At 62.2% G+C, this 13,265-nt stretch carries 15 protein-coding genes; 4 read left to right on the top strand and 11 right to left on the bottom strand.

Annotation, left to right across the window (positions count from 1 at the left end):
• Positions 1-58: 58 nt before the first annotated feature.
• Positions 59-1,000, top strand: a complete 942-nt coding sequence (locus SGJ19_22990; GenBank protein MDZ4783122.1) for a ThuA domain-containing protein — start codon at positions 59-61, stop codon at positions 998-1,000.
• A gap of 79 nt (positions 1,001-1,079) precedes the next feature.
• On the opposite strand, the gene SGJ19_22985 is transcribed toward SGJ19_22990, so the two are convergent.
• The 4 genes from SGJ19_22985 to SGJ19_22970 all read right to left on the bottom strand — a co-directional run bounded on the left by SGJ19_22985 (position 1,080) and on the right by SGJ19_22970 (position 4,029).
• Entirely contained in the window at positions 1,080-1,379 is a 300-nt protein-coding gene (locus tag SGJ19_22985) for a protease inhibitor I42 family protein (protein ID MDZ4783121.1), read from the bottom strand.
• 88 nt (positions 1,380-1,467) lie between these two features.
• The gene (locus tag SGJ19_22980; protein ID MDZ4783120.1) at positions 1,468-1,770 is read right to left on the bottom strand and encodes a hypothetical protein; all 303 of its coding nucleotides are present in this window, start codon (positions 1,768-1,770) and stop codon (positions 1,468-1,470) included.
• 174 nt (positions 1,771-1,944) lie between these two features.
• Positions 1,945-3,012, bottom strand: coding sequence for a C1 family peptidase (locus SGJ19_22975; GenBank protein MDZ4783119.1), 1,068 nt, complete (start codon positions 3,010-3,012; stop codon positions 1,945-1,947).
• Positions 3,013-3,288: 276 nt separating this feature from the next.
• Entirely contained in the window at positions 3,289-4,029 is a 741-nt protein-coding gene (locus SGJ19_22970) for an RraA family protein (GenBank protein ID MDZ4783118.1), read from the bottom strand.
• Positions 4,030-4,778: 749 nt separating this feature from the next.
• Between SGJ19_22970 and SGJ19_22965 the strand changes: the two genes are divergently transcribed.
• Entirely contained in the window at positions 4,779-5,417 is a 639-nt protein-coding gene (locus SGJ19_22965; GenBank protein ID MDZ4783117.1) for a hypothetical protein, read from the top strand.
• Positions 5,418-5,606: 189 nt separating this feature from the next.
• Here the strand turns inward: SGJ19_22965 and SGJ19_22960 are convergent, their stop codons facing one another.
• The 3 genes from SGJ19_22960 to SGJ19_22950 all read right to left on the bottom strand — a co-directional run bounded on the left by SGJ19_22960 (position 5,607) and on the right by SGJ19_22950 (position 9,120).
• Positions 5,607-7,262, bottom strand: a complete 1,656-nt coding sequence (locus tag SGJ19_22960; protein MDZ4783116.1) for a sodium:solute symporter — start codon at positions 7,260-7,262, stop codon at positions 5,607-5,609.
• On the bottom strand, positions 7,255-7,563 hold the full coding sequence (locus tag SGJ19_22955) for a DUF997 family protein (protein ID MDZ4783115.1): 309 nt from the start codon (positions 7,561-7,563) through the stop codon (positions 7,255-7,257). The genes SGJ19_22960 and SGJ19_22955 overlap by 8 nt, the downstream gene beginning before the upstream one ends.
• A 159-nt stretch (positions 7,564-7,722) precedes the next feature.
• The gene (locus SGJ19_22950; GenBank protein ID MDZ4783114.1) at positions 7,723-9,120 is read right to left on the bottom strand and encodes a DUF1501 domain-containing protein; all 1,398 of its coding nucleotides are present in this window, start codon (positions 9,118-9,120) and stop codon (positions 7,723-7,725) included.
• A gap of 176 nt (positions 9,121-9,296) precedes the next feature.
• On the opposite strand from SGJ19_22950, the gene SGJ19_22945 reads away from it, so the two are divergent.
• Positions 9,297-9,875 carry a thioredoxin family protein gene (locus SGJ19_22945; protein ID MDZ4783113.1) on the top strand — a complete coding sequence of 193 codons (579 nt, stop codon included), beginning with the start codon at positions 9,297-9,299 and terminating at the stop codon, positions 9,873-9,875.
• 111 nt (positions 9,876-9,986) lie between these two features.
• On the opposite strand, the gene SGJ19_22940 is transcribed toward SGJ19_22945, so the two are convergent.
• Genes SGJ19_22940 through SGJ19_22930 form a run of 3 tightly spaced genes read right to left on the bottom strand, consistent with a single transcriptional unit; the run spans position 9,987 to position 11,106 of the window.
• Complete coding sequence (locus SGJ19_22940; protein MDZ4783112.1) at positions 9,987-10,403, bottom strand: phage holin family protein; 417 nt, start codon at positions 10,401-10,403, stop codon at positions 9,987-9,989.
• Positions 10,404-10,428: 25 nt separating this feature from the next.
• The gene (locus SGJ19_22935) at positions 10,429-10,770 is read right to left on the bottom strand and encodes a hypothetical protein (GenBank protein MDZ4783111.1); all 342 of its coding nucleotides are present in this window, start codon (positions 10,768-10,770) and stop codon (positions 10,429-10,431) included.
• A gap of 18 nt (positions 10,771-10,788) precedes the next feature.
• Positions 10,789-11,106, bottom strand: a complete 318-nt coding sequence (locus SGJ19_22930) for a hypothetical protein (GenBank protein ID MDZ4783110.1) — start codon at positions 11,104-11,106, stop codon at positions 10,789-10,791.
• Between the two features lie 345 nt (positions 11,107-11,451).
• On the opposite strand from SGJ19_22930, the gene SGJ19_22925 reads away from it, so the two are divergent.
• Complete coding sequence (locus SGJ19_22925; protein ID MDZ4783109.1) at positions 11,452-12,273, top strand: CBS domain-containing protein; 822 nt, start codon at positions 11,452-11,454, stop codon at positions 12,271-12,273.
• A 13-nt stretch (positions 12,274-12,286) separates the two neighbouring features.
• Here SGJ19_22925 and SGJ19_22920 read toward each other — a convergent pair.
• On the bottom strand, positions 12,287-13,265 hold a 979-nt coding region (locus SGJ19_22920), incomplete at its 5' end, for a hypothetical protein (GenBank protein MDZ4783108.1).

Here is a 13,265-nt window from a genome sequence, read left to right as displayed (position 1 = left end):
CTGTCGGCTATCCGCCGCGACTTCCCGCCCACCTCGCATGCGCCTCTGTGGTCCAACGATGAAATCAACTTTGCGAAACCTCGCGCTCGCCCTGTTGCTCACGGCAATGGTCGCCCCGCTCGCCGACGGCGCGGAGCGCGATCCCTTTGACTACGCTGGTCAAATCGCGGCGGGGGATGACGTCATCAAAATCGTCTTTATCGCCGACGCCGGGACGCATGGTCCGCGAGGCAATCATGAGTTCGTCGGCGGCTCGATCCTGATGGCCCGCGCGCTGCACGAGGCGTATCCCAACGTGCATGCCGTGGTGCATACGAATAAAGCTTGGCCGACGAAGCTGAACCATGCCGATGCGATCATCGTGCTATTGAACCACGCGGAACCGGCGGCGACCGACCCGGAAATCTTTGCCGCGGTCCGCAAAGGGGCGGGCTTCATGGCGATTCACTACGGCGTCGAAGTCAATAAAGGCGTAGCAGGCGAGCATTTTCTCGACTGGATGGGCGGTTACTTCGAGACCTTTTGGTCGGTGAATCCTTGGTGGACGCCGAAATTCGAGACGTTTCCGGACCATCCCACGGCGCGGGGCGTGAAGCCGTTTAGCGTCAACGACGAGTGGTACTATCACATGCGGTTCGCGCCGGACATGAAGGGCGTGACGCCGGTGCTGAGCGACGTCCCTCCGTTGGAAACCGCGAAAGAAGAATCTAGCTCTCACGGCGGCAATCCGGCCGTGCATGCGGACGTGAAAGACGGACGACCGCAGGTCGTAGCCTGGGCGTACGACCGCCCGGACGGCGGGCGCGGCTTCGGCTTCACCGGCATGCACTTGCATGACAACCTGGCGGACGACAGTTTCCGCAAGGTGTTATTGAACGGCGCGGCCTGGATTTCCGGTCTGGAAATCCCGGCCGAAGGCGTGCCATCCGCCACGCCCAGCAAGGGCGATCTGGCCAAGTTGCTCGACGATGCGGACGCGGCGATCGCGGCCGGTAAGTAACGAAGAGTAAACTGGCGTCCGCCGACACAGCGGAGTTCTAGCTCGGGCCAATTGAGCAAGTGATCGGGTGGACCGCGCGCTATTGAACGATCAGCGTGACGGCAAACGCGCGCAAGGGTGGGTCGCCTTGCCAAGGACGACTCAACTTGAGTTTCACGCCGCCGGAACCTGGCGCGCCGGCGCGAAACACAAACCAATGATGTCCCGCCGCGCCGATGGCGTCGCCGGGTTCAAAGCGATCGGATACCAAGACGACGGCCGTCAATTGGTCAACGGACCATCGATAGCCCGTCGTGGGGTTCTCGCCTAGTTTGACGGACAATTCCGCGTTGGCGTCCACGGTCAGCGTGCGGCCATCGTCACTCTCGGTCAGTGGCATGTTTCAGTGCCTTTGAAAAAAAGTCATCGACCGACGGCGGCGAGGCGCGCCGCCGTCGGAAGCGATTTCGATCACGTCGAGAAAGCGGCTACCACACGTACATTTCGTGGATCATACCGTCCGCTTCTTCTCGCAAATCCGTCGCGGTACCCGTGGCTAGTGCGCTGGCGCCGAGCAAAGACAGCGCGATCGTTGCGCTATCCAAGCCGTTGGCTAGCTTTCGCCAGGATAGTCCGTCGACGTAGACCCAGGCGTTACGGACTTCGTTGATGCACCAAGTACCGGTAATGCGCTTAGCGTTGTGCCATTGGCCGCCGATCGCGCCGCCGACGCCGGCGGGGCGCATCGATGGCGCGGCGCCTGACGCAGGTCCTGCCGGTCCCGCCATCATGGCGCTTGCCGTCTGACCCGAGCAACCGCATCCGGCCGCGGTTTTCGCCGGCGCTGCGGGCCCAGAATTCGAAGTCCCCGCCGAAGGCGAATTCGCCGGAGAGGCTTGAGGCGTAGCTTGACTCATATCGTTCTCCTTCATCATTAAGTGAATTAGCAAGCAGAAACGTAGCGATCAAAACACATAGACCTGCTTAATCACGTCCCGATCCGTATACACGTTGACGACGCGGCCGCCGGTTTTCGCCGACGCCAGCTGCGCTAACATGGTCGAGAAAATCTGCAAATTGTCGGGCGAGACTTTGCACCAACCTTTGTTCGCCAGATAGGCCCAGGCGTTGCACTCCTGGTTGATCGTCCATAGGCCTTGGACGCGCGTGGAGTTGATCCAACCGCTGACTTGGACGCCCTCGGCGCCGTGGTTCAGCCAGGTCTCAATCCCGCATTCGCCATAACCAATGCGGAAAAAGCCCTGCTCGCCCCAGCCGGTGGTCCAACTGTTCTTGCAGATCCAACAGGACTGCGCGTCGTCATACCCGACGATCGTCACGCAGTGCCCGCCCATCAAGCCGCCGGTGACGTGCCGGTAGACTCCGCTCTGGTAATAGAAGAAGTCTTCATACACCTCAAAACAGGCGGCTACGGCCCCACGGGTGGATACCCAATCCTTGATTGCGTCCGCCTTGTTCGTCAGGTCCTGATAGCCGGCTATCCGGGTGAGGCGATTCTGCCAATCGTCACATAGTCCGCTGCAATCCGTATTGGCGAGGTTGTAGGGATAGCAGGCATCGTCGACGACGCCTTTGTCGCGAAAATCGTCTAGGGCCTCGTTCGGCCACCAGCCGGTATTGCAGTTATAGCCGCGGTCCCGGGCATGGCAGAAAAACAAGTGGGCTTCGCTGAGGTCCACCGGATCGGTGGAGCCCTGCTGCACCATCAACGTACTTTCGACGGTCGCCACGACGCCAAACGAGACGCAGGAACCGCATGAGCCTTGATCCTTGATCGGCGTCACAAAGTTCTTGCCGCCTACATTGCGCAGGTCGTAAGCCGACGGAGCCCGCACTGTGCCTGCGGTCGGCATAGCGGCTTTCGCCGCCTTAGCTCCACCAGGAACTCCCAGCCGGCGCCGGCGTTCCTCCGGAGCCAAGCGGGCGATGCTGGTCATGCCAGCCTGCCAAGGTTCCCCGGCGTTTTCCAAAGCGGATTTTATTTCGCCTAGTCCGATTCCACCGTTTGACATCGCTGTTCTCCTTGAAACGTTTAGAAAGAAACGAAACCGAACCCAATACCTGCGTAGTCACCGCCGACTTAGACCAAGAACCTTGCCCCAAACTGCTGCTCAACAAACTCGCGACGATAGCCCAATACGCATCCCACTATTAATTTCGTTGTGGCCAGCGGACGCCACAAACGCTGGTCAACATAGCAATCGTCGACAGCGATCGCAAGAAAATTCCCCGCGAACTTCCCCGAATTAAGAATGCGGTTGACCGCACGTGCTGGTCAGCCAAGTGATCTACGTAGTACGCCCGGACGCTAGCCATTCGCGCGCCTTGGCAGCTAGCGCCGCCGTGCGCTTGGCGAACTCCTGCCGCGCGGCGGTGAAGCCGTCGACGGTTTTCTTGCCGGAGCCGCGGACGTAGTCCATGAGGACACGTTCGATGTCGATGAATTCCTGCGCGAAGTCAGCCACCGCCGCGGCGATCGACAGCGGAATATTGGTCACGCCGTTGGCGTCGCCGTGCAACAGGTCGCCTGGATTCACGACCAGGCCGCCCACGCGCACCGGCAGGCCGATGTGCAGGATGTGGCAGTAAGCGTGCGAGCAAATCGTGCCACCCGTGAATGTCGGGTAACGCAGCGCGCGGACCTGCTCCAAATCGCGGCCGCCGCCGGAAGTGATGAGACCGGCCGAACCAAAGCCCTGGTACGTGCTGCACATTACTTCGCCGAACGTGGCCGCCACGGCGGGATCATCAAGGTCCTGAAACACGACCACCGCTGGGCCGGGCAACGCGGCGAAAGTGCCAAGCTGCGCTTCGAGGCTGCCATACGCGTCGCCTTTCCCAGGTGCGCAATCGCTGCGAAAGGCCGCTGTCGTGGCGAACCCGACCATGGGAGGCAGCTCCGGAAATGCCGCGCGAATGCGGCCGTCCATGTAGCCTTCGTTGCGCGGGCGGATGCCGAACAGCTCAATCACGTTGCAAATGGTCGGCGTATCAAACTGCGCAAGCTTGCGAAGGGTTTCGGGTGACATGGAGTTTGCCAGTCGTTGGCGAGTAGGGTATTGAGGCAGCGACCAACACACTAACCCGAAGCGCCAGCGAGGGGGAGGGGACGCTGGTGACCGAGAGCCATGACGCGCAAAGAGCACATCCCATGCGATTCGTCGATCCTCAGTGCGCTGTGCCCGCTGCGTCGACGTCCTCTCCCCCTCGCCGGCGCTTCGGGTTAGTGTGCGGTGGCGACATCCTTTGAAGATGTTGACTCTGACGGATTGGGGAGCCGCGCGTTTGCGCGGGACTTTTCCGTCGGCAAGTTCGGCAAAATCGGTCGCGTCGGGGATGCATAATCGGCAGGGTTTCACCAGCTTCGTCGCGCGGAAAGGTTTGCCCACAAGGAGCGGTAAATCCTTGTGCGAAAAATACTTCCGACCGCTCAAGGCCCTGCGATTCGGCGGACGATACCGTCAGTGTCCCTTAACGAGGAAAGCATGCCTCTTGTACAAGGCATGCGAGGGAGCGCCAGACCCAGCCGTTGGACTTTTCGAGTCAAGGAATGGCTCGACGGCACTGGTGGAATACACCTTGTGAACCGGGGGATCGAGACCCTCGCCCGCGACCTACGCCCGCCGACACCCCGATCAGCCTCGGCCTTCGTCCCGCACGAAACGCCCAGTCCGGCCGGAGTCACTCCTCACGCCCAAGGGTACGAACGGTGTCCGCGAGAGGTTGGCCGTCGGGAATGCGCGCACTCCTGGTTCACAGCAGAAGGAGACGATGTTCGATGAAATGGACTAGCCTAGTTGGAGCTCTGGTCGTCAGCTTGGGAGTTTGTAGCCAGAGCTACGGCTTCGAGTTGCTCGATCGGATGCTCAGCAACCACAAGGGCGGGTGCAGCTCCTGTGCTGACGCCTGCGAACCGTCCTGCGAAGCCACGACGGAATGCGATCCGTGCGGCGACGCGTGCTGCGATCCTTGCGGCAAGAAGTGCTGCCACCCGATCCGCGAGTTGTTCGAGGGCTTGCACGGCTTGTTTGATTGCGGCTGCTGTGATCCGTGCTGCAGTGATTCCTGCTGCGATCCGTGCGCCTCGGCGTGCTGCGATCCTTGCAGTGATCCGTGTGCGGACGCCTGCGAACCGAGCTGCGAAGCCGAGACCGCGTGCTGCGATCCTTGCGGCGATTCCTGCTGCAAGAAAAAGAAGTGCTGCGGCCTGGACCTCTTAGGCTTGTTCAGCCACAAGAGTTGCAATAGCTGCTCGAGCTGCTGCTCGACCGGCGGATGCAGCTCGTGCGGCGGCGGCGGCGCCGCGGTCGAATCGAGCAGCGAAGAAGCCCCGGTGCCCGCTGCTCCGATGCAGGACAGCTCGGCCCGCGTTCGCAAGTCGACCCGTGCCCATCGCCAGGTCTCCTATCGCAACTAACGGCTGCGTGAGGTCTGACTGCTGATTGAAGCCCGCCCTGGTGAAAACCAGGGCGGGCTTTTTTGTTTTTGTAGCAAGGCCGTTTGTGCGGCGGAGATGGAATGACGAATTTCTAAATCCGAATGACTGAAAGTCGAATGAAAGAAGGCGTTGTGTTTCACTCATTCGACAATCGAGCTTTGTCATTCGTCATTTAGTCGCCGGCAGTCGATCGAACATCCTCGCCACGAGTTCCGGCGACGGGGGCGGCGTGAACAGGCTTACTGCGACGCCTGCGAGCAGCGAACCAGGAATGCCCCAGACCACGGGATCGAGTCCGAACAGATAATACGGCCGCATGCTGGTCGGGCCGAAGTTCGGGTCGGGCGTGAACTGGCCGACGAGAAATAGTACGAGCACGACGCTGGCGCCGGTGACCATCGCGGCGATCGCTCCGGCGGCGTTCGCACGACGCCAGTAAGCGGCCAGCAGCGCCGGGGCCAGGAAGGTGGCGGCCGCGCCGGAGGTGCAAAAGACGATCAAGGCCTGCAGATAGTCGATGGGCTTGATGTTCGCCAAGACGGCGATCATGCCGACGACGATCATTACGATTCGCGTGAGGCGCTTCAGGTGTTTTTCGTCCGCGTGGGGATGAAACACCTGCTGATAGATGTCATGGACGATGCCGGACGAGATGACGATCAAGAAGGTGCTGACCGTGGCCATGATCGCTCCGAACGGCGCGGCCAGAATCAATCCCGCCACGAGCGAGCCGCCGGCGAAATCCTGCGTCATCATGAGCGCCATCCGCGGGATCACTTCGTCGCTCTTATCCAGGTCCGGCATGATGCCCCGCGCGGCGATACAGATCACGATCAGCGGAATGTAGATGCAGCAGTTGTAAAGGCTCAGCACGAGCACGCTGCGCCGTAGCGTGGCCGTGTCCTTGCTGGCCATCAAGCGGACGAGCCCGGCCGGCGTCGCCACGCCGCCGAAGATCCAGATCACGAACATCGAAACGGCCAGGCTCACGGGCAAGAACTCTCGGGCTTGGCCGGTTTCCGGGTTCACAGCGCCGTAGCCTGGTCCGTAAGCATAGCCGGGCCCCGTGTTTTCAATCGCCGTGCGCGTCGCGTTCTCCAGTCCGCCGACGTGGTAGAGCGTCAGTCCCAGCAGAATCAGCACACCGAACCACATCAGTACGCTCTGAAACAAGTCAGTCCAGACGGAGGCCAGGAACCCGCCGATCAGCGTGTAGCCGACGACGGTGCAGGCAAAGATCACGAGCCCGAACAGGTACTTCTTGTCGAGACTGTCCCATAAACTTAGTAAGGCAACGTCGGACGCCGCCGGCAGCTCTTCCGCGAGCGCCAACGCGCCGGAATTGGGGATGGCGATCTTCATCACAATCGCGCCGGCTTTGAATTGCGCGATGAACAGGAACGACAGAAATATCAAAATGAACGTCGATGCCACGATGCCGAGCGCTGGGCTATCGAAGCGGCGACGAAACAGTTCCGGCACGGTCACCGCGCCGGTGCGGCGCGAGAGTTGGGCGATGCGTTTCCCCAAGATGCCGAAGCCGGTGAGCGGGACCAGCATGTAGCTGCCGATCCAGAGGGCGACGATCCAACCGTAGGTGTAGATGTACGACGGTACGCCCATGAAGGTGCCGCCGCTTTGCACTGTGGCAGTGAGGGCCATCGCCCAAACGCCGAGTCCGCGGTTGCCGAGAAAGAAGCCCTTCAAGAAGCCGCTTTTGGCCATGGCCCGCTGCGCGAGCGTGCCCAAATAGACGCTGGCCACGATCACGATGACCAGGACCGTGGGCAATCCCCAACCGGCTTCCGGCACGGCGTCAGGCATGGTCGCGCTCCGGCTCGTCAGGGTATTCGATTTCCGCCCCCAAGGGGTCGTCGGAGATCACGAACCAGGTGAACGCCGCCGACAACACCGTGCAGACGCCCCAAGGCACAATCACGCCCCAGAAGACCCAACTCGGAAAGCCGAGCACAAAGGTCAATTCCTCGGCCGAACGACCATATCCATAGGCAGCGCAGTAAGTGACGCAGTAGATGAGCGTCACGCACCAAATCAGAAAGATCCACAACGCCTCGCGCCGTGAACTGCGCACCACGGGATCTTCGTTGTCAGCGATCGTCGCCATGCCAGCAGCGTAGCTGGTGAAGTGAAAAGGAGGTAGGAGAGGAAACGCAGAACGCGGAATACGAAAGAACAAATCCCCCTCGCCGATCCCGTGGCACGGTCGGGAGACCGGCCACAACATCTATTGACACCCGCCTCTGCGTCTCAGCGTCTCCGCGGTTCAACTGAAGAGTGAGCCGATCGGCGTTCCCTCGCAGACCCGTAGCGGCCGGCCGAGTTGATCCGGGAGCGTGAGGTCGGCGGGCACGCCGAGGGCCTGGTAGATCGTGGCCGCGAAATCTTGCGGCGTGACCGGATCGCGTGCGGGATAGGCCGCGCGGTTATCGCTTTCGCCATAGATCGCCCCGCCTCGAATGCCGCCGCCGGCGAGGAGACCCACGTAGCAGAAGGGCCAATGTTCGCGGCCGGCATTGCCGGCTGTGATCTGGGGCCGACGCCCGAACTCCCCGACCCAGGCGACGATGGTGTCCTCCAGCATGCCGCGCTCTTCCAAGTCGGTGAGCAGCGCGGCGAGGGCCTGATCGGCCGGCGGAATCAGGTCGTCCTTGAGTCGATTGAAGTTGTTGCCGTGCGTGTCCCAGAAGCTGCGCCCGTCGTCGTGCCAGTTGACGTTCACGAGCGGTACGCCTTGCTCGACCAGGCGTCGCGCCAGGAGCACGCACTGGCCGTGCGTATTGCGTCCGTAGCGGTCGCGCGTCGCGGCGGTTTCCTGGCTCAGATCGAAGGCCTCGTGCGTTCGCGAAGATAGCAACAGTTCGCAGGCCTTCGCGCGGAGGCCGTCCATGTTCGCGGCGGTCGCGTTGGCCGTGAAGCGATCGCGTTCCTGCGCGAGATGATTCAGCAGCGACTTGCGTTGTTCCAAACGGCCGAGATCGACGCCGTCGCGCAGCTGCAGTTCGGGCACGCCCCATTGTTCCGCGTTGGGATCGCCACTGAGGAGCATCGGATCGTATTGCTTGCCCAACCAGCCGCCATGCTGCCCAGGCGCTTGACCGCCTGGCGCGGCGGGATGATACGCCAGCCAAGGCAGCGTTACGAACGACGGCAACGCCGACGACGCGGGCCGCAACTTGGCCATCACGCTGCCCAAGTGCGGCGTGTCTTTGGAACTCGGCGGATCGGCGTCGCTGAACAGCACCGGCGCGCGATGGCCCGTCAACGTGGCATGAGCGCTGGATAAATGCGCTGGGTCGTTGTGCGTCAGCGAGCGAACGAGCGCCACGCGATCCATTAACGGCACCATGCGCTGGAAATGTTCGCAGATTCGTAAGCCAGGAACGGACGTGTCGATGCCTTGGAAGTCGCCGCGGATCTCCGCCGGCGCGTGCGGCTTCATGTCGAACGTATCGAGTTGGCTCGGCCCGCCCCACATGAAGAGGAGGATGCAACGCTTCGCCTTGCCTGTGCCGCCTGCCTGCTGCTGTGCGGCGAGCAAACGCGGTAGACTGAGTCCCAGCCAACTTACGGCGCCGGCTTGCAGCAATGCCCGACGCGAGGTTCGCCAGGTGCGGCGAAAGTCCGTGCAAGGCGCGGCGTGAGCGACGGGCGGCAGGGCCATCGTTGCACTCCGTGGGGTGGGATGAAGTCGGAGCGGCGGGGACGTATCAACCAAAGATTATGCGTCTTTTCGGCGTCCATGGCAAGCACGAAAATCAGCCGCATTGGCCGACCAACATCGCGCGACAGGCAGCAGCCAAAACATTACGAATCCGAATTGCACCGCAAGGAACACAGATGGCTCGCACTCTCAGCACGATGTTTCCGATTGGCACGCCGGCGCCAGACTTCTCGCTGCTCGACCCTCAGGGCAAGCCGTATGCGCTGGGCGATTTCGCGGACGCTCAGGCGCTCGTCGTAATGTTCATTTGCAACCATTGCCCGTTCGTGAAACACGTGGCGTCCGGAATCGCGCAACTCGCGCAGGATTATCAACCGCGCGGTGCGGCGTTGGTCGCGATTCAATCGAACGACGCGGAAAAATATCCGGATGATGCGCCGGCCAAGATGGCGGAAGAGATCGAGCGCCGCGGTTATACGTTCCCGTATCTCTCTGATCCGACACAAGAGGTCGCCAAGGCGTACCGCGCCGCCTGCACGCCAGACTTTTTCTTGTTCGATGGCAGGCGTCATCTGGTTTATCGCGGACAACTCGACGCCAGCCGTCCGGACAATGGCAAACCGGTCACGGGCGCCGACCTGCGCGCGGCGCTCGACGCTGTGTTGGCGGGACAAAAAGTGCCAGACGAGCAACTTCCAAGTCTCGGCTGCAATATCAAATGGCGCGAGGGGAATGCGCCTGACTATTTTGGCTAAGCGAGGTTGTTGCTGCTAAGCCCAGGGAAGGCCACCACAGATTTCGCCGATAGTTAAATCTACGAGGGCCTTCCCTGGGCTTGAGCGCGGCTTGAACCGCGCGGCGCGGGTTCAATCGCGGCGTGAGGAGAACTCGCGCAGCCAAACGGCGTCCTCGCGCAGTTCTTCGATCGATTCGGACAGCCCGACGAATTCGCGTTGAAAGCGCCGCCAGGCGAGCCAGGCGACTAGCGATGCGCCGGCTATCAGTAAACCGCTGCTGATCAGATGCCACGCCCAGCTCGGCAATCCCCAGGCGCCGTCGAGCGCGTCTCCCGCTGCTACGACGAGCACCGGAAGTGATGTCAACGCGGCGAGCACGGCAACGCCGAGGCAGATCGCCAGTCGGCGCAGATGGTCGCGCGCATCGAGCGCTTCGAGCCGCAATAGCCGCCAACGCGCGTCGAACAGCGCGCGTACTTCGTCCGCTAGCGCCGCGGCTTCCGCGGAGACTTCGGCGAACAATGGCTCGCGTTCCTGCGCTTTCAAGGGGTGTTGCGCGCTTTCCGAGGGTTTAGCCTTTTCGCCATTTCATGTACGTGTCCGTGAACGCGCTCGCCAAATCTTGCCAGACGCTGGCCGGCAAGTTTGCGAAAGCGGTCTTCGCGCCCCAGGCGGCGAGCCAACGCAGCCAACCTCGGCGTGGCAGGCCAGCGGACATCGCCCAGCCGACGCCAAATGCCGTCGCTAGCGCTGCCAAGGGATGGCGCGCGACCTGGTTTTGCCACGAGAAGGCGCGACGGCCCGCCGCTTTCACTTCGTGGAATGAAGCGTTGATCGCGCGTCGCCGCCGCGCGATTTCCATCCGCAGCTCGCGGCGCAAACGGAGATGTTCGGCGGGATTCGAGGCGCTCATGGATCGCATTTCTCGACGTTAGCGCCGAAACAGCCGTCCGAGGAAATACCCGATAATCGCGGCGAAGCAAACTCCCGCGCCGGGGTTCCGACGCACGAAGGCCAGCGACTTGTCCAGCAGATCGCCGACGTTCGCGCCCCGGAGCGATTCGATTTCCGTCGCGGCCTCGCTGCGCAGTTGTTGGCAATAGTTTTGGGCGCGTTCGAATTGCTCGCGCGCCTCGCGCAACGCTGCTTCGGCGGCCTGGATTTCAGGACGTTCGTCGAGCTGCTTGCCGAACGTTTCAAAGGCGCCTGGCTGCGGTGAACTGCCGGCGTAGGCGTCGCCCGTGGACATGGCGGGGATTCCTCAGGGAGGGGCTGGAATGTGCTTCCCTAGAACGTAGCTTGCCGGTCCTCCTTGCTCAAATGATCCGGGCAGGCAGCCTGAAAGCAACATTCAGATGGCAACGGTTGTACCAACTTGGCGGGCCCGCTCATGATGGAGGAGGTTTTGGCGTTCGCCCAGGCTTGAGCTAGATATTAGATGGGAGACCGGCGCGCATCGAGGTTGTCCCGTTTTTGGCGTCATCGCGGGCAGCGAGCGACGTCCCGGACGTAATTTGCCGCTGCGCGGCATCGCCTTCGGACCGTCCAGGTTGTCTCGTGAGCGCGAATTCGTCTTGGGTGCGTGAGGTGATTCATGAGTGTTGCGGCAGAACCGGCGGTTGAATTGACCGCCACGGTGGAAGAGGTGATGTCGACCGATTTTCTGGCCGTGCCGCCGACGATGTCGGCCGCGGAAGGCGCGAATCAGTTGGCCGACTCTCGTCAGCGCCATCTCTTCGTCGTCGATGGCGAGCAGCATGTGATCGGCGTGTTATCGAATCGCGAGATTCTCAAGTTTCTGGTCGATTCGCTGTCCGATACGAAGGACGAGGCCGAAAGCGCGTCGAACGATACGCGGCCTTGGGAACTGGTCAACCTGATTCAACGCAAGCCGATCACTGCGGAGAAAGGGACCGCCTTGTCAGGGGTGGCCGTGGCGATGACCACGTATTCGGTCAGTTGTCTGCCGGTGCTGGACGAGCAGCAGCGGCTGGTCGGAAGCGTCGGCATCAACGAATTGCTCCGCCATCTGGGACGGCAGTTGGACGCCGCGCCGGAAGAAGAATTCTGCCTGTTCACGCCCAAGCAGGAAGCCAAAAAGCCGCAAACGCCCGCGTTTTTCCGCAAGGCGAACGGCGCCCTGGTGATTCCGAAAGCGAACGTGGCCGAGAACGTCGAAGTGCAAGCCCACTGCATGCTCGGTTTCGATCAACCAAGCGGACGCGTGCTCGTGAAGTTCATCAAGGAACAAGAGGCCGGGGCGAGGAAGGTCACGATCGACGCGGACAATTACGTCATCCAGGCCAGCGATTTCACGTCGCACTTCGACGTCAAGACGCAAGGCGCCGCGTACGACGTAGTGAAAACCCGGCTGGCGAGTTATTTGATTCTCGCGCCGAAATCCGGCGGGCGTTGAGCGCGCGTCGGCGCTATCGTCCCGACTCGTAGCGGGTACGCGTGCGTTCGTGGAATGCCGCCGCGTCCGCGGACTCGTCCGATGCGCGGCGCGGCAAGGGGTCCACGGTGTCGCCGTCGGCCGTCATGAGGTCCATGTCTTTGCACCAGCCGACAGTTTCCAGCACCAGGTGGCGTTGCCATCCTTCGGGGGCGGCGGGCGGTGCGGCAAATTCCAGGTGGACTTCTTCGCCGGGACCGAAGATCGCCAGCGCGTCGTCGGCATGCGACACGAGTTCATTGACGTCGCCGAATTCTGTGTACCAGCCGGCCTGATGACGCATGTCGTCGAACGGCGCGCGTTGTTGATAGTCGTAGTACGGGCGGCGCTGCGGGCCGTTGGTGCGCAGCGGGAACCCGGTGCGCGCGAGTTTCGCATTGTCCGCCCGAACGACGGTGCGACGCGCTTCGGGACAGGGTTCGCTGTAAACGATGGCGAGGCGGTCCCAATATACTTCGTACGTCGTCGACAAGCGAAGCGCCGTCGTACCAGCTGGCAAATTGGCGAGCGGCAGCGCCATGCGGCGCGGCATGCCGGCTGGGTAGCCGAACTCGTGGTGGACGACTTGCCAGACGCCATCTGCGTCGCGGGCTTCGAGCGTGGGCGCTTCGTATTTTGCGCCGGCTTGCCAGGCGGCGAACATCGTTTGCGAGTACGGGTATTCAACCCAGCCGTCGGCAATTAGCACCGGTGCGCCGGCGTGCGCGTCGAGCGGCGCGGCGAATTCCAGTTCGAGGGTCGAGCGCTCGGTGCGGCCGACGAATCGCGCGTCGCGCGGGCCCGGCGGCGCCGCCTGGTTGTCGACGTCCGCGACGACGCTCGTTACATCCCCGCCGCGATCGTTCTGCACGCGCGACGGCGACAATTCGTGGCGATAATAGATCGCCTCGCCGGTCGGTGGCGGATCGCTCGCGCCGAAGCGTTCGTCCAACACCAGTTGCCAGCCGGGCGGG

The sequence above is a fragment of the Planctomycetia bacterium genome (genome assembly GCA_034440135.1).
Taxonomy (GTDB): domain Bacteria; phylum Planctomycetota; class Planctomycetia; order Pirellulales; family JALHLM01; genus JALHLM01.
The sequence above is the reverse complement of the archived record's forward strand: the minus strand, read 5'-3'. Positions and strand labels throughout refer to the sequence as shown.

Coding starts and splice junctions, on each gene's coding strand:
- SGJ19_22990 (MDZ4783122.1), top strand. CDS start 59: ATGAAATCAACTTTGCGAAACCTCGCGCTCGCCCTGTTGCTCACGGCA.
- SGJ19_22950 (MDZ4783114.1), bottom strand. CDS start 9,120: ATGGCCCTGCCGCCCGTCGCTCACGCCGCGCCTTGCACGGACTTTCGC.
- SGJ19_22975 (MDZ4783119.1), bottom strand. CDS start 3,012: ATGTCAAACGGTGGAATCGGACTAGGCGAAATAAAATCCGCTTTGGAA.
- SGJ19_22970 (MDZ4783118.1), bottom strand. CDS start 4,029: ATGTCACCCGAAACCCTTCGCAAGCTTGCGCAGTTTGATACGCCGACC.
- SGJ19_22985 (MDZ4783121.1), bottom strand. CDS start 1,379: ATGCCACTGACCGAGAGTGACGATGGCCGCACGCTGACCGTGGACGCC.
- SGJ19_22935 (MDZ4783111.1), bottom strand. CDS start 10,770: ATGAGCGCCTCGAATCCCGCCGAACATCTCCGTTTGCGCCGCGAGCTG.
- SGJ19_22945 (MDZ4783113.1), top strand. CDS start 9,297: ATGGCTCGCACTCTCAGCACGATGTTTCCGATTGGCACGCCGGCGCCA.
- SGJ19_22925 (MDZ4783109.1), top strand. CDS start 11,452: ATGAGTGTTGCGGCAGAACCGGCGGTTGAATTGACCGCCACGGTGGAA.
- SGJ19_22980 (MDZ4783120.1), bottom strand. CDS start 1,770: ATGATGGCGGGACCGGCAGGACCTGCGTCAGGCGCCGCGCCATCGATG.
- SGJ19_22960 (MDZ4783116.1), bottom strand. CDS start 7,262: ATGCCTGACGCCGTGCCGGAAGCCGGTTGGGGATTGCCCACGGTCCTG.
- SGJ19_22955 (MDZ4783115.1), bottom strand. CDS start 7,563: ATGGCGACGATCGCTGACAACGAAGATCCCGTGGTGCGCAGTTCACGG.
- SGJ19_22930 (MDZ4783110.1), bottom strand. CDS start 11,106: ATGTCCACGGGCGACGCCTACGCCGGCAGTTCACCGCAGCCAGGCGCC.
- SGJ19_22965 (MDZ4783117.1), top strand. CDS start 4,779: ATGAAATGGACTAGCCTAGTTGGAGCTCTGGTCGTCAGCTTGGGAGTT.